Source organism: Acetobacter senegalensis (genome assembly GCF_001580995.1).
GTDB lineage: Bacteria > Pseudomonadota > Alphaproteobacteria > Acetobacterales > Acetobacteraceae > Acetobacter > Acetobacter senegalensis.
In genome coordinates this window covers 1-19,946 of the sequence record NZ_LHZU01000104.1, presented here as the reverse complement: position 1 = coordinate 19,946, position 19,946 = coordinate 1, and the positions used below count along the sequence as shown (strand labels likewise).

Below are 19,946 nucleotides of genomic sequence, written 5' to 3'. Positions count from 1 at the left end.
GGTATCGCAGCGGCGTGTTTTGCTGCCAGATGCAGGAGTTCGGGCTTGCATGAGAAGACAAGCGCCGCCATGTGGTCTAAGACAGACGCAGGATTAGATGGGCCGTCCCGGCTGTGTCGGCATGTAAGCAGAGGACTGTTGAATGGGTAGCTTGAGCATCTGGCACTGGCTGATTGTGCTTGTGGTTGTGCTGGTGGTTTTTGGTGGCGGCGGCAAGATCAGCTCCATGATGGGAGACTTCGCGAAGGGGATCAAATCCTTCAAGAAGCACATGGCGGATGATGAACCGATGGATGACAGCGCAAGCCGCCCCAACGGGCATATTGCGCCACCTTCGGCCACCACGCCGGTTGAGCCTGTTCCCGCAGCGCGGGACAAGACACCGCAGCCCTGAACCCAAGGCGCTGGCAGGATCAAGGTATGAGCGAGAGCATGACGGATTTCGCGCGGGCCGTGCAGGATATTCTCACGGCCGGGCAGCGTATGGATTCCCGCGGATGGGTGCCCGCCACGGCTGGTAACATCAGCCGCAGGCTTGCAGATGGCCGTATCGCCATTACCCGTTCCGGTGGCCATAAAGGGTTTTTGCAGGCGGCGGACGTTATTACCGTGGATGAAAACGGTAAGCCGCACCGCGCAGGGGATAAACCCAGCGCCGAGACGTTGCTGCATTGCCAGATCTACCAGCAGGACCCTACGGCGGGTGCTGTTCTGCATGGGCATTCCGTGGCCTCTACCGTACTTTCCATGGTGGAAAAAAGCCCAGCCCTGCACCTGTCTGACTATGAAGTGCTGAAAGTGTTTGAAGGGCAGACCACGCACGAGACAACTGTGCCGGTGCCCCTGTTTGATAACGATCAGGATATTGCCCGTCTGGCCACGGTGGTGGCTCCGGCGTTCGGGGCCATGCCAGCGGGGTACATCATTCGTGGCCATGGTGTGTATGTGTGGGGCAAGGACATGCCAACCGCGCTGGCCCGGCTGGAAGGGTTGGAGTTCCTGCTGGCCTGCGCTCTGGAAAGAAGGAAGCTGGGCGTATGAGCACACTGACCATCTTTCAGGATACTGTGCCTGAAAAGCCTGTTCTCCTGACGCATGATCCGGTTGAGATTGCTGCCGAACTCAAGCCGCTTGGCGTGCGCTTTGAACGGTGGGAAGGGCCAGCCATTCCCCCGCGTGATGCGGATGAGGAAGCCGTGCTGGCAACCTACCGTCCGTTTCTGGATAAACTGATGGGGGAAACAGGCGCGGGATCAGCGGATGTTCTGCGCGTGGATGAAAACACCCCTAATCGGGAAGCGCTGCGCGGTAAGTTTCTGTCCGAACATGTTCATAGCGAAGATGAAGTCCGGTTTTTTGTGCATGGTGGCGGCCACTTTATCCTGCATGTGGAAGACCGCATTTATGATGTGGAATGCACCCAGACAGACCTGATTTCCGTGCCGGAAGGCACAAAGCACTGGTTTGACGGCGGGCCCGAGCCCGATTTTGTCACGCTGCGTATCTTTACCCATAAGGAAGGCTGGGTTGCCGATTATACCGGCACGGATCTGGCCCACCGTTTTCTGGCGTATCCTCTATGAGTGTTTCTGCTGCTCCCCGTGTTGTGCTGCTGGATATTGAAGGCACAACAGCCCCGGTTTCCTTTGTGCATACGGTGCTGTTTCCCTATGCCCGCACGCATCTGCCGCGCCTGATTGCCGAGCGGAAGAATGACCCCGTGGTCAAGGACGCTCTGGCGGAAACCGAACGGCTGGCCCCCGGCGTGCCGCCGCTTGAGCAGCTTGAGCGCTGGATGGATGAAGACGCAAAGGTAGCCCCCCTCAAGGCCTTGCAGGGCATGGCATGGGCGGAAGGGTATAAGCGTGGGGAACTGGTGGCCCGTTTATATCCGGACGTGGTGCCCGCACTGGAAGCATGGTCTCGCGCCGGGATTGAACTGGCGGTGTATTCCTCAGGCTCCGAACCTGCGCAGAAGCTGATTTACGGCCATACCGAGCAGGGAGATGTGACGCCCCTGTTCAGCCGTTTTTTTGATCTGCGCGTAGGCGGTAAGAAAGAAGCTGAAAGCTACAGGGCCATTCTGCGGGAAACCGGCTGGCAGGATGAGGACGTTCTGTTCCTCTCCGATGTCACGGCGGAACTTGATGCTGCGGCGGAAGCCGGGTTGCGCGTGTGCCAGATTGTGCGGCCTGAAGATGGCACTATCGCCGGGAAAAAGTTTCCAACAGCGGCAACCTTGCCAGAAGCGGCAGCGCTGTTCGGCCTGCCGGGTGCGGAGCGCGCGTAACCATGCGGGCGCGGCTGCACCAGAACTGGCAGGATATTCCCGTAGAAGCTCGGGGCTGCGCTGCGGCCCTTGGTAATTTTGACGGGGTGCATCTGGGCCATGCTCATCTGGTGCATACCCTGCATACCACGCGGCCAGATCTGCCGCTGGCGGTGGTCACGTTTGACCCGCATCCGCGAGAACTGTTTCGTCCACAGGACCCACCTTTCCGCCTGACCCTGTCGGATGAGCGGTTTGCCGCACTTGCAGCGCTGGGTGTGAAACATGTGTTTCAGATCCGGTTTGATGAAGCCTTTTCTCTCATGCCCGCCGAACGGTTTGTGGAAGACGTGCTGTATGAGTCCCTGGGGCTGCGGCATGTTGCCTGTGGGCCGGATTTTGCGTTCGGGCATCGGCGTGGTGGCAGCGTGCCATTTCTGGCTGAGCGCACGGCTGAACTGGGGGTAGGGTTTACGGCAGTGCCTGCTCTGGCGGATAGTGGCGGGCCTTATTCGTCCTCCCGTATCCGCCGCCTGTTGCAGGATGGCTACCCTGAACGGGCCGCGGAAGAACTGGGGCGGCCATGGTTTATTCGGGGTGAAGTGCAGCATGGAGACAAGCGGGGCCGCCTGCTGGGGTTCCCCACCGCCAATATCCCGCTTGGTCGGCATCTGGAGCCTGCCCGTGGGGTGTATGCGGTAACGGTGCGCCTGCCAGATGGCAACACGCGGCCCGGCGTGGCCAATATTGGTCGCCGTCCCACCATTGATGACGGGCAGGAAAGCCGGGTTGAAGTCAATCTGTTCGATTATGAGGGGGATCTGTACGGCCAGACCCTTTCCGTTGCGTTGCACCGCATGCTGCGGGCGGAAAAACGCTTTAACGGACTGGATGAACTGAAGGCCCAGATCGCGCAGGATGCTCAGGCCGCCCGCACCGTGCTAGACGCGGAACTGGCAGGGTCATGACGGCTGTTTTCCCTCATCTTGTTTCATGCCTTGTCGGCATACCGTTAATGGCGAGTGCCCGGCATTTTTGGGTTCTGCCGCATAACGTTGTGATGTCTGCCGTCATTATCTACAGTGTCTATGTGGGGGTAAATTATGGCGTCAGAAAACTGATTTTCCCTTGTAAAACGTAAGCAGGTTCTCTGGCGTGCAGTGCAGTATCTGTTGCAGCGCGCCGGTTTTTCGCCTGATTTTGGAAAAGGGGAGCAACCCGTTATGTTGTGTTGCTTCTTGACCCTTTTCCTTTGCGCTTTGATAACACGTCTTTCGCACTGGTGCGCCATCCGGGCACCTGTTGCGTGTTGAGCTGAACCCGAACCAGAGTGACACCTGCCGTTCCATGTCTACATCCAGCAGCGACCCAGAAAAGACCTCTCCCGCCGATCTGTATCGCGATACGGTCTTTCTGCCCCGCACGTCCTTTCCCATGCGGGGGAACCTACCCAAACGGGAGCCAGACTGGCTGACCCGGTGGGCGGAAATTGGGCTGGATGAGCAGATTAAACAGCAGGCGGAAGGGCGTCAGACCTTCACGCTGCATGATGGCCCTCCCTATGCAAACGGACATCTGCATATCGGGCACGCGTTGAACAAGATCATCAAAGATGTGATCAACCGTGCACACCGGATGTCCGGCTATGCCGTTCGGTACGTGCCGGGGTGGGATTGCCACGGCCTGCCCATTGAATGGAAGGTTGAGGAAGAATACCGCAAGGCCAAGCGGGACAAGGATTCCGTGCCTGTGCTGGAATTCCGTGCGGAATGTCGTGCCTATGCGGGCAAATGGCTGAACGTGCAGATGGAAGAATTCAAGCGGCTGGGGGTTCAGGCTGAATGGGCCAACCGCTACGCGACCATGGATTTTTCCTCCGAAGCAGCGATCGCGGAAGAAATTGGCCGGTTCCTGCTGAATGGCGGTCTGTATCGTGGCCTGCGTCCGGTTATGTGGAGCCCGGTTGAAAAGACCGCTCTGGCAGAAGCCGAGATCGAATATCACGATCATAAATCCACCACCATTCTGGTGGCCTTCCCGGTGGTGAAAGACCCGACCCCAGCCCATGCGCTGGCCGATGTCTCCGTGGTGATCTGGACCACCACGCCATGGACCATCCCCGGCAACCGGGCGCTGGCTTACGGGCCAGAGATCACTTACGTGGTGCTGCGGGTGGATGACACGGGTGAGGGCGCTCTGCTTGAACCGGGTGCCAAGGTGTTGGTGGCCGAAGCTCTGGTGGATGCCTTCTGCAAGGAAGCCCACGTTACCGCGCATCATGTGCTCTATACGTTGCCGGGCAGCGCGCTGGAGGGTGCCGTGTGTGCCCATCCGCTGCGTGGGGCCGGGTATGATTTTGATGTGCCCATGCTGCCGGGTGAGTTTGTCACCACGGAAGCAGGGACCGGCCTGGTTCATATGGCCCCGGCCCATGGTGAGGACGATTTCCGCCTGTGCCGTGCATATGATGTGGAAGTGCCCGAGGTTGTGCAGGACGATGGCACCTACGCGCCATGGGTGCCCGGTTTTGCGGGTGTGCATGTGTTCAAGGCGGCTGATGTTGTGTGCGCCACGCTGACAGCCGTGATGGAGCAGGCCAACGCGAACGGTCTGGCCCCGGCAGGGCTGGTGGCACGGGGTGAACTGGTTCATTCCTACCCACATTCCTGGCGGTCCCGCGCGCCGGTGATCTACCGCGCCACGCCGCAATGGTTCATCCGCATGGATGGAGAAGGCGCACTCCGCAATAAGGCGCTGGACGCACTGGATGATGTCACCTTCGTGCCCGCACAGGCGCGGAACCGGCTGACCTCCATGATCCAGAACCGTCCGGACTGGTGCATCAGCCGCCAGCGCGCCTGGGGTGTGCCGATTGCCGTGTTTGTGGAAAAACGTACGGGCGAAGTCCTGCGTGACGCGACGGTGATGAAGCGTGTGGTTGACGCCTTCCGTGAGGAAGGGGCGGACGTCTGGTACAGCGCCCCGGCTTCCCGCTTCCTTGGCCCGGACCGTAACCCTGATGATTATGAACAGGTGTTCGATATTGTCGATGTGTGGTTCGAGAGTGGGTCCACCCATTCCTTCGTGCTGGGCCAGCCGGGGCTGAGCTTCCCGGCCGATCTCTATCTGGAAGGGTCTGACCAGCATCGCGGCTGGTTCCAGTCCTCTCTGCTTGAAAGTGTGGGCACGCGCGGCATCGCTCCGTTCAAGGCGCTGGTGACCAACGGCTTTGTTCTGGATGAACAGGGCCGCAAAATGTCCAAGTCTCTGGGCAACGTGGTGGCCCCGCAGGACGTGAATGACAGTCTGGGTGCGGATATCCTGCGTCTGTGGGTCATGAATTCTGACACCAATGAAGATCTGCGCATTGGCAAGGAAATCCTGAAGCAGCAGGGCGAGCTCTATCGTCGCCTACGCAATACCCTGCGCTGGCTGCTTGGGGCGCTTGATGGCTACACGCCAGAAGAAGCCGTGCCATACGCAGAACTGCCGGAACTGGAACGCTGGGTTCTGCATCGTCTGACAGATCTGGGCGGCCTGATTGCCCGCGCGGTGGAAACGCATGAATGGGTTGGTGTCTATCCCGCCCTGCATGGCTTCTGCACAACTGATCTTTCCGCCTTCTACTTCGATATCCGCAAGGATGCGTTGTATTGCGATGCGCCAGACAGCCACCTGCGCCGTTCTGCCCGGACTGTGCTGGATCATCTGCACCGCTGCCTGACCACATGGTTGGCGCCGGTGCTTGTGTTTACGGCGGAAGAAGCGTGGACTGCCCGGTTTGGTGATGTGGAAAGCGTGCATCTTCAGGCCTTCCCGGACATGCCTGCGGAATGGAGTGACCCGGCACTGGATGAACGCTGGGCTGGCCTGCGGGCCGTACGCCGTATCATCACCACCGAGATTGAAGGGGCACGGCGTGATGGCACGATCGGCTCTTCCCTTCAGGCACAGGTGGAACTCACGCTTTCTCAGGAGGAAGCAGCGCATTTTGCCAACGTGAACTGGAGCGAACTGGCCATTGTCTCCCACGTGGAGGTGATGATCGATCCGGAAAGCAACTCGGTTTATGTGGAGGGCTCGGAAGGCGGCACGCTGCATGGCGCGCCTGTTGTGCGGGCTGCCGAGGGTGAAAAATGCGTGCGGTGCTGGAAGGTGCTGCCCGAGACTGGCTCCCGGCCGGAATTCCCGGGCCTGTGCCTGCGCTGTGCGGATGTGGTGGAAACCACATTCAAGGCATCGGCTGTGTCTGCTGCTGCGGGGCAGGAGGGCGCGTGAGCAAACCCTTCATGCTTCGTCCCTTTGGTTTGGGGCTGCTGGTGCTGATGCTGGCGCTCTCTGCTGATCAGGTGAGCAAATACTGGATTCTGTATGGGCTGGACCTGCCCAACAAGGGATCCATTGCCCTGCTGCCGTTTCTGAACTTCACCATGGTCTGGAACCATGCCGTCACCTTTGGCATGTTTGGTGGCGTTGGCAATGCGGGCCGGGTGGTGTTTTCCGTGGTGGCGCTGGCGGTAGCCTGCTGCCTGCTGGTATGGATGGCCCGTACTCCCAGCAAGCTGACAGCCGCCTGCGTGGGGGCTATCACGGGCGGGGCCATAGGGAATGTAATAGACCGCGTGCGCTATGGTGCCGTGGTTGATTTTATTCATGCCCACGCTTTTGGGTGGTCATGGTATGTATTCAACGTTGCTGATTCCGCTATAGTGTGTGCGGTCTGCGTTCTGCTGGTGCAGAATGTCCTTATGGGCAGGCAGCAGCAGACGACATGAACAAAAGCAACCTGCCACTCTGGCAGGCTGGGCAGGAAGGATAAAAGGCAGAAGATGGCGCGCCGTGTCTCGACACTGATTTCTCCGCTGCTTCTTCTCGGCGGGTGTGCAATGCTGACCGGGTGTTCCGGTTCAGAAGCCGCACGTGCGTTCGGGCTCGAACGCAGTATGCCAGATGAATATACCGTCACCACGCGCGCGCCGCTTTCCATGCCGCCGATGGATGAACTGGCCAAGCCAGTCAGCGGTGCGGACCGCCCGCAGGACGAAAGTGAACGCCTGCAGGCGCTGGAAACCCTCTCCCCCGATGTGGCTCTGCATGGGGAAGGCGGCTCAACCAGCGAGGGCCAGAGCATGCTGGTCAGCTCCGCCACGGAAGCGTCTGACGCACCGGACGAAGGTGAGCTTGGGCAGGCCGGGTCTGGCTTTGTGCAGCAGCTCATGTTCTGGAAAGGTGGCAAGGCAGGATCGGTTGTGGATGCGGATGAAGAAAACCGCCGCCTAAAAACCAATGCGGCCTTGGGCAACAAGCCAACAAAGGGGGTAACCCCCACACAGCATCCTCCCAAAAAAGGGCTGTTCTGATATAAGGGGTCTGATCATGTCAGACCCTTTTTTTTCTGCCCCTTCGCCTGAACCGGATAGCACGCTGCCGCTGCGTCCTACGTTGCGCCGCCTGCCGGAAGTGCTGGTCAACCGCATTGCCGCAGGTGAGGTGATAGAACGCCCCGCCGCCGCACTGAAGGAACTGGTTGAAAACGCCATAGATGCCGGCGCCCGCAGGCTGGACGTAAGTCTGGAACGGGGCGGTATAGACCGCATTATCGTCACGGACGATGGGTGCGGCATGACGCCGGATGACCTGCTACTGGCGGTGGAACGGCACTGCACCTCCAAACTTCAGGACGAATCGCTGGTGCATATCCGCACGCTGGGGTTCCGGGGAGAGGCGCTGCCTTCTATCGGCGCGGCGGCGCGGTTGACGATTACCTCCCGCACACCGGGGGAGACCGGCGCGTGGCGTATTCATGTTGAAGGCGGCAAGATCACGCCTCCAGAACCCAGCGCGGGTGCGCAAGGCACGAGCGTTGTGGTGGAAGATCTGTTTTTTGCCACCCCGGCCCGCCGCAAGTTTTTGAAAAGCCCCCGCGTGGAGGGCAACCACGCCGAGAGTGTAGTGCGTCGTTTGGCGCTGGCCGTGCCGGAAACAGCTTTCTGCTTCACCATGGATGACCGGGTACTGTTTGATCTGCCTGCTCAGGATATGGCGGCGCGTGCGGCGGCTCTGCTGGGGGCGAACGAGGCCGATGGATTTTTGAGCATTCACGGCGAGCGGGATGGCATGGTGCTGTCCGGCTTTGCATGCGGACCCTCCGTGCATCGCGCCACAGCAGCGGGGCAGTTCATGCTGGTGAATGGCCGCCCGGTGGTGGACCCTGTGCTGCGGACGGCGGTGCGCGTGGCTTACCGGCGCGTGATCGAACCCGGCCGCCACCCCGTGGCGGCGCTGATGCTTACCATTCCGCCTGACCGGGTGGATGTGAACGTGCATCCGGCCAAGACAGAACTCCGTTTTGCAGATGAGGCATCCGTCCGCTCCCTCGTGATCGGCACGCTGACCCGTGCGCTGGAAGGGGGCGCGGGCAATGCTGGCGTAAGGCCCTCTTTCTCTGCCTTGAAGCCGGGACGTATCTGGTACCCGCCTGAGAAAAATGCGCCGCCTGTTGTGCCTGCTCCTGCGCCGGGACGCACAATTCTGCCCTTACGGTCCGGCTCGGGATTTGCGGAACCGCGTCTTGGTTTGGGGGATGCTCCAACCGCCCGCATGGTGTCGCCTTTCCAGCAAGGCGATGCTCAGACGGGGTGGGATTCCGGAACGGTGCCGTCAGGCTTTGCCCCAGCATCTCCCTCAGCAGAGGAGTCTTTCCCCGATAACGGGAGCGCATCAGTACCCGCTACTGGTGCGGGACACATGCCCGACTCCATGCCTCATGACACGGCATATCAACCTCTGGCGGAGCATCCGCTGGGGGCTGCGGTGGCGCAGGTGCTGGATACATATGTGATTGCCGTGGCGGCTGATGGCAGTCTGGTTCTGGTGGACCAGCACGCCGCGCATGAACGGCTGACCCATGAGCGTCTGCGCGAGCAGTTTCTGGGCGGCACGGTAACAGCCCAGCGTCTGCTGGTGCCTGACGTTGTGGAACTGCCCCGCCTGCAGGTGGAGTTGCTGGTCGCCAGACAGGCCATGCTCTCCAGACTGGGGATCGAGATTGAAGCCTTTGGGGGAGACGCCGTGCTGGTTCGGGCGTTGCCAGCCATGCTGAACAGCAGTGATGCCGTCGGTCTGCTCCGTGATCTGGCGGACGAACTGGAAGCGGACGAGAGCGGCAACCCGGACGAAATGCCATCACTGGATGGCAAACTGGATGCCGTGATTGCACGCATGGCCTGCCATGGCAGTATCCGGGCCGGGCGGCGGCTGACTCGGGAGGAGATGGATGCCCTGCTGCGCCAGATGGAAGCCACGCCGCGCGCGGGTACATGCTCTCATGGACGGCCAACCTGGTTGAAACTGAGCAAAAAAGATCTGGAAAAACTGTTCGGCAGGCGTTGAAGACTGCGTGAGGACTGGCTGAAACAGCCGGTGCTCGGCGGAACGTGAACAGGGCTTGTCTGGTCTGGGCAGGTAAAAAGGCGCAGGTTGCGGATGATGTGATGCAACCCGGATGGTAAGAACACCGTGCACTCCACCCTGCTTTCCCTGATCACCTATCTTCCTCTGGCCGGGGCGTTACTGGCTTTTCTGTCTGGCGGCAGCGGCCCGGAAAAGGACCGCATCACCCGCTGGCTGGGGTTATGGACCAGCCTTGGTGTGCTGGGCCTGAGCGTGGTGATGTGGCTTGGCTTTGATCCCGCCCAGCCCGGTTTGCAGTATGAAGCGCGGTTAGGCTGGCTTTCAGAATATGGCATTTCCTACCATACGGGGGTGGATGGCATTTCTCTGGCCTTCATTCTGCTCACGGCCTTCCTGACTCCCTTGGCCATGGCTGCCGGGTGGCGCACGGTGCAGACGCAGGCGCGGGATTTTGTGGTGGCCATGCTGATGCTGGAAACCGCCCTGTTTGGCGTGTTTTCCGCGCAGGATCTGGTGCTGTTCTATGTGTTTTATGAGGCCACGCTGATCCCTGCCAGCCTGATGATTGGCGTGTGGGGCGGGCCGAAGCGGGTGTGGGCCTCGCTTCAGTTTTTCCTGTTCACCTTTGGCGGATCACTGTTCATGCTGATCGCGCTGATTGTGATGTGGCTGCACGCGGGCACCACGGATATTCCCGCGCTGATGCAGGCCGGGTTCTCCTGGCAGTTGCAGATATGGCTGTTGCTGGCTTTTGTGCTGGCTTTTGGCGTCAAACTGCCGCTGTTCCCGCTGCATGCGTGGCTGCCTGACGCGTATTCCGAGGCTCCGGCCCCAGCATCTGCCATGTTGTCCGGCGTGCTGTCCAAAACAGGTGCCTATGGTTTGCTGCGGTTTGGGGTGCTGATGTTCCCGGATGCCGCCCATGCCTTTGCGCCTTACGTGCTGGCGCTGGGTGTTGTGGCTATTATCTACGCCGCATTCATCGCCTTTGCGCAGACAGACATGAAACGCGTGATTGCGTATTCCTCTTTCTCGCATATGGGCATGATCGCGGTGGGGCTGTTCACCCTCACGGCTGAGGGCGTTGATGGCGCAATCTTTCAGATGCTCTCCCACGGGGTGGTGATTGCGGCACTGTTCTTCTGTGTCTCTGCCGTGGCGTGGCGGTCTGAAACGCGTCAGATTGACGCGCTGGGTGGCGTTGCCCGCCAGATGCCCGTTCTGGCCCTGCTGACCATGCTGTTCACCATGGCCAATGTCGGCCTGCCCGGCACTGGCTCCTTTGTAGGGGAACTGCTGGTGCTGATGGGGGCCATTCATGTGTCTTTCTGGGTCGCTCTGCTGGCTGGTAGCACCATGATCATGGGGGCTGTTTACATGCTCAGCCTGTATCGTCGGGTGCTGTTTGGCAGCGTCAAAGGCACTGTTGGGCTGCTGCGGGATCTGACCCCGGCAGAAATTGCTGTGCTGGCTCCGCTGGCCATTGTCACTCTCTGGATGGGTATTCACCCGGGCAGCTTCACCCGTCTCTTTGACCCCGTGGTCATGCAGAGCATGGCGACCGGTGCGCAAAACGTGGCGGCAGCTTCAGCCCATGCTGCGACACAGCTTGCGGCTCGGTAACGTGCAGGTGCGGGCTGGTGAGGCATTTCCCAGCACGCAATGAGGTGAGGCGCGTTTTCGAAAGCGAGCCTCCTCAGTCAGATGCAAAGAGACAGGCTTTATGGGGTGAGGGCGCGGTGAAAAACCGTCATGGCCTCCAAGTTGGGCAGAGTTTACTGTCGGCACCCTTTACTGGGGTGCTTCCGGCACATCTGACAGGGACGGTTTCTTGCTGGGTGTCAGGACGGTCCCTACGGATGCTGTGGCGATGAGTAAGACGCCACATATCCGGGACACAGACAGAGTTTCATGCAGGACGAAAACACCCGCCAGTGCTGCGCAGACAGGTTCCAGACTGTAGAGCACGCCAAGGTCCCGTGCGGAGAGGCGGTGCATGGCCTGCATTTCCAACGCGTAAGGCAGCGCGGAAGAGCAGATGGCGACAATAACGCTAAGCGCCAGCATGGAAGGCTGTGTCACGCCCGTGGCCATGGCTGGTAGAAAGCTGGGTATGAACAGCACGATGCTGCCACAGACCAGACCAAGAGCTGATGCATTGCCGGCGGAAAGCTTGCCGGTCAGCCGTCTGCCAAAAACAATATAAAGCCCCCAGAATAAAGCGGCCCCTATAGCAAACAGCACGCCCAGCGGGTCTGGCGGTGTGGAGGAAGAAGGCTTGAGCAGAAGGGCCAGCCCGCCGATGGTGACGGCCAGCCACCCCACATCGCTCAGGCGACGTGAGCCGATAAAGGCCAGAAGCAGGGGGCCAGTGAATTCAATGGCCACTGTCATGCCCAGCGGAATACGTTCCAGCGCCAGATAGAAACAGATATTCATGGCGGCCGTCGCCAGTCCGTAGGGAAAGACCACCCGCAAGGCCCGCCATGACATGACATTCCAGGACCGATAGACACAGACCAGAATCACAGCCGCAAAGCTGGTGCGCAACCCCACCATGCCCACCGCACCAAAGACCGGAAAAAGGTTTTTGGCGGTAGAGGAGCCAAATTGAAGGCAGATCATGCTGCCAACCAACTGGGATAGAGCCGTAACCCGCTCCCTGACCGATATATCGCCCGGTGTGGCGCTCATAGGGGGGCGGGAGAAAGAAAGGCCATTACCGAAACTTTCAGGCGGAGGGGCGGGTCAGACGTCCAGCAGATCACCAACGGATTGCGCATGTTCCTGAATGAAGGCGAAGCGGAGTTCCGGCTTGCGGCCCATCAGACTTTCCACCCGTTCACGCGTGGTCAGACGATCTTCCGGCAACGCGACCACGCGCAGCAGCGTGCGGCGTGATGGGTCCATGGTGGTGTTTTTAAGATCCACCGGCGGCATTTCACCCAGACCTTTAAAGCGGGAGACATCAATCTTGCCTTTACCCTTGAACTCGGTCTTGATCTTCCGTTCACGGTCAGCATCATCCATGGCGTAAACGGACCGTGCGCCCTGCGTCAGCCGGTACAGCGGCGGCTGGGCAAGGTAGAGATGTCCGTTGCGGATCAGATCCGGTAGTTCCCGATAGAAAAACGTCATGAGCAGGGAGGCAATGTGGGCACCGTCCACGTCTGCGTCAGTCATGATAATCACACGGCCATAGCGCAGCTTGGAAAGGTCAAACCGATCGCCTGACCCACAGCCCAAGGCTTCAATCAGGTCGCGCAGTTCCTGATTCGCGCGGAGCTTTTCCGTTGTGGCACTTGCCACGTTCAGAATTTTTCCGCGCAGAGGGAGAATGGCCTGTGTTTCCCGGTTGCGGGCCTGCTTGGCAGAACCACCTGCCGAGTCGCCTTCCACCAGAAAGATTTCTGTCTCGTCTGCCCGTTCGCGGGTGCAGTCTGTCAGTTTGCCCGGCAGGCGCATGCGTCGGGTAGCGCTTTTACGAGGCGTATCTTTTTGTTCACGCCGCCGCAGCCGCTCTTCCGCCCGTTCAATCACAAAGCCAAGCAGAGCATCTGCCTGCGGCGGGTTTTGCGCCAGCCAGTGGTCAAAGCGGTCGCGCAGGGCGGTTTCAACCAGCTTGCTGGCTTCAGAAGAGGTCAGCTTTTCCTTGGTCTGCCCCTGAAACTGCGGGTCCCGGATAAACACGGAGAGCTTGGCTGCAATCGTGCCTAACACATCTTCCGCCGTAATTGCGGAGGCTTTCTTGTTGGAGCGTTGATCTCCCCAGGTGCGAAGGCCTTTGACCAGCGCATTGCGGAAGCCGGTCTCATGCGTACCGCCCTGCGGCGTGGGGATGGTGTTGCAGTAGGAGGCAAGCGCTGCCGTGCCGCTTTCCAGAAACGCCACAGCCCATTCCACGCGGCCATTGTCCGTGCCGTCGGCAGCAGGGGGCAGGGCAGCATCACCCGCCCATAGGGGCGTCAGCAGCGGCGCGTTGGGGCCGAGTTCATCGGTCAGGCTGTCAGCCAGACCGCCGGGAAAGTGCAGAACGGCTTCTGTTGGTGTGTCATCCCCGCTTTTGATCAGCGAAGGATCACAGGACCAACGGATGGTCACCCCCCGGAACAGGAACGCCTTGGACCGGCAGAGCTTGTAAAGCCGGGAGGGGGAAAAATGGTGGGCCCCGAAAATCTGGGTGTCTGGCACAAAGGAAATCTGCGTGCCGCGCCGGTTCTGGGTCGGGCCGATTTTCTCCAGCGGCGTGACGGGAATACCGCGCTCATACACCTGCTGCCACACAGCGCGGTCACGCGCGATTTCCACTTCCATGCGGGAGGACAGGGCGTTCACTACGGAGGACCCTACGCCGTGCAGGCCGCCTGATGTGGCATAGGCCTTGCCGGAGAACTTTCCGCCTGCGTGCAGGGTGGTCAGAATCACTTCCAGCGCCGAACGATCAGGAAAACGGGGGTGGGGATCAACCGGAATGCCACGGCCATTATCCCGAATGGTCAGTTTGTCTCCGGGTTCTAAAGACACATCAATGGTGGAAGCGTGGCCCGCCACGGCTTCATCCATTGCGTTATCAAGAACTTCCGCTGCCAGATGGTGCAGGGCGGTTTCATCCGTGCCGCCAATATACATGCCGGGGCGGCGGCGTACGGGCTCCAGCCCTTCAAGAACTTCAATGGCGCTGGCGTCATAGGCCTGCGTGTTGCCTGCCTCTGTTCTGGCGGCGGAAGAGGCCGCCGTCTTTCCGGCAGGTTTACGGGGCGGAGGGGGCTCGGAAAACAGGTCGCTCATGGGTAAGGTCTGTCCCGCTTTGCCGATGATTCGTCAAGCAGAAGCATTAACAGGTTTGCGGAATAGGGCAGACGGAAAAAAAAAGAAGTGCACCGGAAACACAGCAAAAGACCATGACACCTGCCCGGATAAACGGCCGGATAAAGGCGCGCAGGGCGCGCGAAACGCACCATTCAGGATAAATGCGCGCTTGAACTGGGCACAAAAAAACAAGGCCGCATGAAGCGGCCTTATGTCTTTCACGCTGCAAAGGCAGTGCTTCAGGCGCGGCGTGTGCTGCGCGTGCGGCGTGCAGGGCGGGTGTTGGTGGTGGCAGGTGCTGCACAGGTTTCAAAGGACGCAGGCTGCGTGATGTCCTTGGCTTCCGTGTAGTTGGACAGATCTTCCGTGGTGTCCAGCGCATTGACTTCATCAAACATGGCCATGCGCTGCAGGCAGAAGATGGTGCCTGCGGAGAGCCCTTTTTCTGACTGCACGTTGGCAAGCTGGGTGATGTAATCATCATGCTCGCGCTGGGCGCTGCGTCCGTAGGTGGAGCGGAAGTAGGTGTTCAGTTTCTGCTCTTCATTCAGCAGGTTGGTGCGGAACTTGGCAACAAAGGAGTTGTAGCGTTCCTGGGCGTTGCAGGAGAGCGCGGTGACCATCAGTTCGCTCTTGAGAGCCTGCACCGCAAAGGCTTCATGTGCGGAGGAATGGCCACAGGGTGTTGCGGCAAGGCTGTAAGAACTGTGCAGCACGCCCGCAGCAAACACACCGGCGGCCAGAAGACGGGAAAAAGAAGACATGCGGTTCCTCCGATATATGCTGGAACGGGCCTCCCTCATCACTTTAAGGTGTTCCCTGTCACGCAGCGTATGTAACGGTCTCTTCAAGGTTTGACGAAACGAAATAGCGTATTCAGCAGAGAAAGATACAGGTATTTTTTCATACCGCGTCTCAGCTTTTCTAAAGGCCGTTTCCTCCTTCAGAACAGGCTTGCGCGGCAGAAGGCCATACGTACGGACTCAAAGCGCGAATTTGGGGCAAAATAATGTTTTTGTTGGCCCGTTGGCGTGCGGGAAGCAGGTGTGTGATCACGTGGCATCTTATGCCTCTTTCTTCCTTGCTCGGGATGTTCTAAACGCAAAGGCGAATCATGGCGTGCAGAGCACACGGCAGGGCAAAAGCGCCTGCGGGGTGGCTTGGAGGCGCGCGGGTTCATCCTTTTTATTATTTAAGCGGAGCTGACGAGTGCGCTTGCGAGGAATTGCCGTTCTGGCGCTAACTGGTGGTATGCTTGCCGGCTGTGCGACAACAAGCGGCCCTGTTCAGGTTGGAACACCCAACCCGTTCGGGTATATGAAGAAGTCGGCCGTATGTAGCACAACACCCATCAAGACGGGTGCGGATGGCCAGATGTCCACAACCATGACTGTCCGGTCTGATGACGGGCTGTGCGAACTGAAAATCTCGCAGCCTTCCGGCAAGTCTTATGCGTCCTTTGGCGTGTCTCCGGCTCCGGAACACGGCAAGGCGTTTCTCTACAGCTTGGATCGGGATACGCACGTAACCTATACCCCCACCATGGGGTATGCTGGTACGGATACCTTCACGGTTATTCTGGTGCCTGGCCCGGGTGAGAAGCGTACGCGTCTGACCGTAACCGCGCAGGTGGATGCCACCGGTGTTGTGCTGCCGCGCCCTGTTGTGCCGGCAGTAACGGCCCCGACTGAAACCAAGAAGACCACCACAACCCGCCGTCGGGTTACGACGGCCCGCAAGAAATAATGTTTCACCAGCAGGATAGGGTAAGCTCTGTTCTGCTGGGTGAAATAGTTGCGGTTATAAAAAAAGCGCGTCCGGCTTTCCTGTTTGCCGGACGCGCTTTTTTTACGACAGGATTTTTTGACGCTCAGGCTCAGCGAAGGTGACCGCAGTACGCGGCGCAGGGTGCTCCAGAGTGAAAAGCAATAGCTTCAGGCTTGCGTGATATGCGTGCCTGAAGCTGGGTCAGAATTCAGATCGAGAAGGTGATGGGTTCGCTCAACGGGCGCTTCAGGCCGGAGCTTTCTGCTTTTTTGACCAGATCATCCAGACTGGTCTTTTTCATCTGGATGGTCAGTTCCTTGTCAAACAGCTTCCAGCTTGGCTCAATAACTTTGGTGAACAACGGCCCCTGCGGACCATCATCGCCCCCTTGATCGTCCTGCGTAACGGCATTGATGATATCAACCAGTGAAATATCACGCCGCGGGCGGCCCAACCGATAACCGCCGCGAGGGCCACGAATACTTTCCAGCAGGCCGGAACGGGAAAGTGCCTGTAGAAGTGGTTCAATACCGCGGCGCGCAAGATTGGAGCGTTCTGCAATATCCGCTGCGCTGACTGTGCCAGAGCGTCCGGCATGGAAAGCAACATCAAGCATGATAAGCACGGCAGTCATGGCTCTATCACGGCGCAGGATCATGGGCCTGTTTCCTTTCACCTCAAAAAAGGGCAAATGTAGTGGTATGTCTTGGCTGTCCTGACATATAGCAGGGGATGTCAGATTTATCTACGTTGTTCATTCGTATTATGCCGGACCAATTTATGCTGACAGATAAAAAGGCGGGTTCATGACTGTTTCTGATCGTTCTGCTGAAAACTACGGTTTTGCCGCGCCGCGCGGACAGATTTATGAGTCTATCGTTAATGTTGTGGGCGGCACGCCGCTGGTGGCGCTGCCCCACATTACTGAGGAAGACAAGCTGAAAGCCCGCGTGCTGCTCAAACTTGAGTTTTTCAATCCGCTGGGGTCAGTAAAGGACCGTATTGGCGCGGCCATGGTTCTGGCAGCGGAAAAGGAAGGGCGCATTGTGCCCGGCCGCACGGTTCTGGTGGAGCCTACTTCCGGCAATACGGGTATTTCACTGGCATTTGTTGCTGCCGCCCGTGGATACCGCCTGATTGTGACCATGCCGGAAGGGGCGTCTATCGAGCGCCGGCGCATGCTGCGTCTTATGGATGCGCAGGTTGAACTGACACCGTCACGTCTTGGCATGGCGGGCGCTATTGCCCGTGCCAATGAAATTGTGGCCGAAACGCCGGATGCCTGGATGCCGGACCAGTTTGATAATGAGGCCAATCCAGCCGTCCATGCCGCCACCACGGCCGAAGAAATCTGGGCAGATACGGACGGCAAGGTGGATGTTGTGGTTGCTGGTGTGGGCACAGGCGGCACCGCCACCGGTATTGCGGAAGCCCTGAAGCCGCGCCGCAAAAGTTTGCAGGTGTTTGGTGTAGAGCCTGTTGAAAGCGCCATTCTGAACGGTGATGAACCCGGCCCGCATGGCATTCAGGGCATTGGCCCCGGTTTTTGCCCGGCTACGTTGCATACCCAATCTCTGGATGGGGTGCTGACAGTTTCAGAGCGTGAGGCCATTGCAGCGGCTCGTCGTTGCGCGCGTCTGGATGGTATCCCGATTGGGATCTCCTCTGGCGCAGCCCTGCATGCAGCCCTGCAACTGGCGCAGAAGCCAGCCTATAAAGGCAAAACCATTGTTGTGATTACGCCCTCTTTTGCCGAGCGTTATCTTTCAACCTCTCTGTTCAACGGGCTGTAAAACCCCTTTAGCCCGCATGACGAAAACGCTGGCTCTCACCCGAGGGCCAGCGTTTCTGTTTTTAAGGCGTGGGGGCAGCAGCTTTCTGGAAACAGGATTCAGTCTTCCTCTTTTTCCGTCAGCGGCAAAAAAACTGACGGAAAAATCCTCAGTAGAAGGCTGGAGAAATTCCTTTGGGGCTGAAAGTCTGGCTTTCAAAATCCAGATGGCAGCCCATCGGGCCTTTTAGCCAAAGCCTTCGCGTAGCAAATAGCCCTAAAACCGACGAGAAAACGGTTTAAGCTGCCTCTCCTCAGGGGAGAGGGGCTGTCTGATACAGCGTGATGCGCAGGCCACCATGGGGCACTGGGGCGGTATGAGGCAGGAATGGTAGGCCGGTCGCGTAAGCCAGTGTCGGTTCGCTGGTGACCATCCCCACGCGCCATCCGGAAAAGCGGTCTCGCATGGTCTGCCCAAAAGCGCGATAGAGGGCGGCAAGCTGCGTCTTGTCCCCAAGGCGGGTGCCGTAGGGTGGGTTGGTGATGACAAGCCCTGCCGGACCCGCTGGGGGCGTCAGCTCGCTAATGGTTTGCTGCGTGAAAGTGGTGCAGGTGGCCACATCTGCCCGCTCCGCATTGGCGCGACTCATGGCTATGGCCCCGGCATCACGGTCACTGCCGTAAAAATGCGCGTTTGGGGTGCGGCTGCTTTTAACCGCACGCATTTGTTCCCATGCCTCACTGTTGAATGAGACAAGATGTTCAAAGGCAAAATGGCGCGTACGGCCGGGATTAAGACGGGCTGCTATCTCGGCTGCTTCAATTACGAAGGTGCCTGATCCGCACATGGGGTCCAATACGGGCTCATTCCCGGTATAGCCGCATTGCAGCAGGAAAAGGGAGGCCATGGTCTCCCGCAAAGGGGCGCGGTTGACGGCTTCTTTGTGCCCCCGTTTATGCAGAAGCTCCCCGGATGTATCGATGCTGATAGTGCAGATATTCTGTTCAATGCGCGCTTTCAGCACGATATCGGCATCGGGAGAGTGCGGCGCGCTCAGCGTTTTCTCAATGGCGTTGGTAATGCGTTCGGCGGCGGCACCAGCATGGTAGATGCGTGAGCCTGAGCAGGAGGCTTCCACCCGGAACGGAACATCAGCCCGCAGGATCTCCGCCCACGCCATCTGCCGGGTGCGGCGTTCCAGTTGAGAAAGATGCAAGGCCGGAAAAGAGACGAGTCGCGCCAGAACGCGGCTTGCGCCACGAACCCACAGGTTGGCGCGCCAGACTTCCGGCCATCCCCCTTTGATGGTGACCCCGCCGGGAACAACTGTGGGTTTTTTGAACCCTTTCAGGCGCACTTCGGAACACAGAACGGATTCCAGGCCCGGTGTAGTGGCAAGAAAAATCTCGAAGTCAGCCTGTTTTGTCATGGCGCCTGAATGGCAGGAACGGAAGAAGAGAGCAATGCGGTGGGCCGCACTAAAAAAGCCGCTCAGGCAGGGCACCGGAGCGGCTTTCAGAAAAAACGGAAAGGAAAAGACCGTTTAGCGGAAAATGATTTCCACCCGACGGTTCTGGGGTTCCTTGGTGTTGGGCCCGGTTGGCACCAGCGGATTGCTCTCACCATAACCGTGAATATCAATGGTGGCACCTGGCACACCATCACGCATCAGTTCGGCTTTGACAATTTCCGCACGGCGCAGAGAGAGCTTCATATTGTAAGCCTCCCCACGTTTCTGACCCGGAAAGGCGGAAGAGTTGTCCGTATAGCCTGAAACGGTAATGCGCGTCAGGTTGGTGTGGGTAGAAGCCTGCGCTGCTACGGATACAATGGAACGGGCGCGGTCTGTCAGATCGGCTTTGTCCCAGTCAAAAAACACCAGATAGCTGCGGGCGGCCTGTGGGGCCGGGGCAGCC

19 protein-coding genes are annotated in these 19,946 nt (G+C 59.1%); 13 read left to right on the top strand and 6 right to left on the bottom strand.

Annotation, left to right across the window (positions count from 1 at the left end; genetic code table 11):
* The first annotated feature begins 142 nt into the window (after positions 1–142).
* The 10 genes from AD948_RS03720 to AD948_RS03675 all read left to right on the top strand — a co-directional run bounded on the left by AD948_RS03720 (position 143) and on the right by AD948_RS03675 (position 11,305).
* Positions 143–394: a twin-arginine translocase TatA/TatE family subunit gene (locus AD948_RS03720; protein WP_006558530.1), complete on the top strand. Its 252-nt coding sequence runs from the start codon at positions 143–145 to the stop codon at positions 392–394.
* Positions 395–420: 26 nt separating this feature from the next.
* The gene (locus AD948_RS03715; protein ID WP_006558531.1) at positions 421–1,041 is read left to right on the top strand and encodes a methylthioribulose 1-phosphate dehydratase; all 621 of its coding nucleotides are present in this window, start codon (positions 421–423) and stop codon (positions 1,039–1,041) included.
* Entirely contained in the window at positions 1,038–1,583 is a 546-nt protein-coding gene (locus tag AD948_RS03710) for a 1,2-dihydroxy-3-keto-5-methylthiopentene dioxygenase (protein WP_061470787.1), read from the top strand. Before AD948_RS03715 ends, AD948_RS03710 begins: the two co-directional genes overlap by 4 nt.
* A complete protein-coding gene (mtnC, locus tag AD948_RS03705) occupies positions 1,580–2,290 on the top strand; it encodes an acireductone synthase (RefSeq protein ID WP_061470785.1) in 711 nt (236 codons plus the stop codon). The genes AD948_RS03710 and mtnC overlap by 4 nt, the downstream gene beginning before the upstream one ends.
* A 2-nt stretch (positions 2,291–2,292) precedes the next feature.
* Positions 2,293–3,237, top strand: a complete 945-nt coding sequence (locus tag AD948_RS03700; protein ID WP_006558534.1) for a bifunctional riboflavin kinase/FAD synthetase — start codon at positions 2,293–2,295, stop codon at positions 3,235–3,237.
* Positions 3,238–3,616: 379 nt separating this feature from the next.
* Complete coding sequence (gene ileS, locus AD948_RS03695; RefSeq protein ID WP_061470783.1) at positions 3,617–6,547, top strand: isoleucine--tRNA ligase; 2,931 nt, start codon at positions 3,617–3,619, stop codon at positions 6,545–6,547.
* Positions 6,548–6,558: 11 nt separating this feature from the next.
* Positions 6,559–7,044 (top strand): signal peptidase II, encoded by a 486-nt coding sequence (lspA, locus tag AD948_RS03690; protein WP_035379489.1) that lies wholly within the window; start codon positions 6,559–6,561, stop codon positions 7,042–7,044.
* A 54-nt stretch (positions 7,045–7,098) separates the two neighbouring features.
* On the top strand, positions 7,099–7,629 hold the full coding sequence (locus AD948_RS03685; protein ID WP_006558539.1) for a DUF3035 domain-containing protein: 531 nt from the start codon (positions 7,099–7,101) through the stop codon (positions 7,627–7,629).
* 16 nt (positions 7,630–7,645) lie between these two features.
* Complete coding sequence (mutL, locus tag AD948_RS03680) at positions 7,646–9,661, top strand: DNA mismatch repair endonuclease MutL (protein ID WP_061470781.1); 2,016 nt, start codon at positions 7,646–7,648, stop codon at positions 9,659–9,661.
* 126 nt (positions 9,662–9,787) lie between these two features.
* Positions 9,788–11,305, top strand: a complete 1,518-nt coding sequence (locus AD948_RS03675) for a complex I subunit 4 family protein (RefSeq protein WP_006558541.1) — start codon at positions 9,788–9,790, stop codon at positions 11,303–11,305.
* A gap of 168 nt (positions 11,306–11,473) precedes the next feature.
* Here the strand turns inward: AD948_RS03675 and AD948_RS03670 are convergent, their stop codons facing one another.
* Positions 11,474–12,376, bottom strand: coding sequence for an EamA family transporter (locus AD948_RS03670; RefSeq protein WP_061470779.1), 903 nt, complete (start codon positions 12,374–12,376; stop codon positions 11,474–11,476).
* A 54-nt stretch (positions 12,377–12,430) separates the two neighbouring features.
* A complete protein-coding gene (gene parE, locus AD948_RS03665; RefSeq protein WP_061470777.1) occupies positions 12,431–14,470 on the bottom strand; it encodes a DNA topoisomerase IV subunit B in 2,040 nt (679 codons plus the stop codon).
* On the opposite strand from parE, the gene AD948_RS18025 reads away from it, so the two are divergent.
* On the top strand, positions 14,469–14,693 hold the full coding sequence (locus tag AD948_RS18025; protein WP_156478914.1) for a hypothetical protein: 225 nt from the start codon (positions 14,469–14,471) through the stop codon (positions 14,691–14,693). The two genes, parE and AD948_RS18025, sit on opposite strands and share 2 nt — an antisense overlap.
* 37 nt (positions 14,694–14,730) lie before the next feature.
* Here the strand turns inward: AD948_RS18025 and AD948_RS03655 are convergent, their stop codons facing one another.
* Positions 14,731–15,255, bottom strand: coding sequence for a hypothetical protein (locus tag AD948_RS03655; protein ID WP_006558545.1), 525 nt, complete (start codon positions 15,253–15,255; stop codon positions 14,731–14,733).
* A gap of 445 nt (positions 15,256–15,700) precedes the next feature.
* On the opposite strand from AD948_RS03655, the gene AD948_RS03650 reads away from it, so the two are divergent.
* Positions 15,701–16,237 carry an Ig-like domain-containing protein gene (locus AD948_RS03650; protein ID WP_058987006.1) on the top strand — a complete coding sequence of 179 codons (537 nt, stop codon included), beginning with the start codon at positions 15,701–15,703 and terminating at the stop codon, positions 16,235–16,237.
* A gap of 229 nt (positions 16,238–16,466) precedes the next feature.
* Here AD948_RS03650 and AD948_RS03645 read toward each other — a convergent pair whose 3' ends face one another.
* Positions 16,467–16,916 carry an RrF2 family transcriptional regulator gene (locus AD948_RS03645; RefSeq protein WP_058987005.1) on the bottom strand — a complete coding sequence of 150 codons (450 nt, stop codon included), beginning with the start codon at positions 16,914–16,916 and terminating at the stop codon, positions 16,467–16,469.
* 148 nt (positions 16,917–17,064) lie between these two features.
* Between AD948_RS03645 and cysK the strand changes: the two genes are divergently transcribed.
* Positions 17,065–18,051: a cysteine synthase A gene (gene cysK, locus AD948_RS03640; RefSeq protein WP_061470773.1), complete on the top strand. Its 987-nt coding sequence runs from the start codon at positions 17,065–17,067 to the stop codon at positions 18,049–18,051.
* Between the two features lie 292 nt (positions 18,052–18,343).
* Here the strand turns inward: cysK and AD948_RS03630 are convergent, their stop codons facing one another.
* Both AD948_RS03630 and AD948_RS03625 read right to left on the bottom strand, forming a co-directional pair.
* Positions 18,344–19,459 (bottom strand): THUMP domain-containing class I SAM-dependent RNA methyltransferase, encoded by a 1,116-nt coding sequence (locus tag AD948_RS03630; RefSeq protein WP_061470769.1) that lies wholly within the window; start codon positions 19,457–19,459, stop codon positions 18,344–18,346.
* A 114-nt stretch (positions 19,460–19,573) separates the two neighbouring features.
* Positions 19,574–19,946: OmpA family protein (locus AD948_RS03625; RefSeq protein ID WP_156478913.1), on the bottom strand; the 373-nt coding region annotated here is incomplete at its 5' end.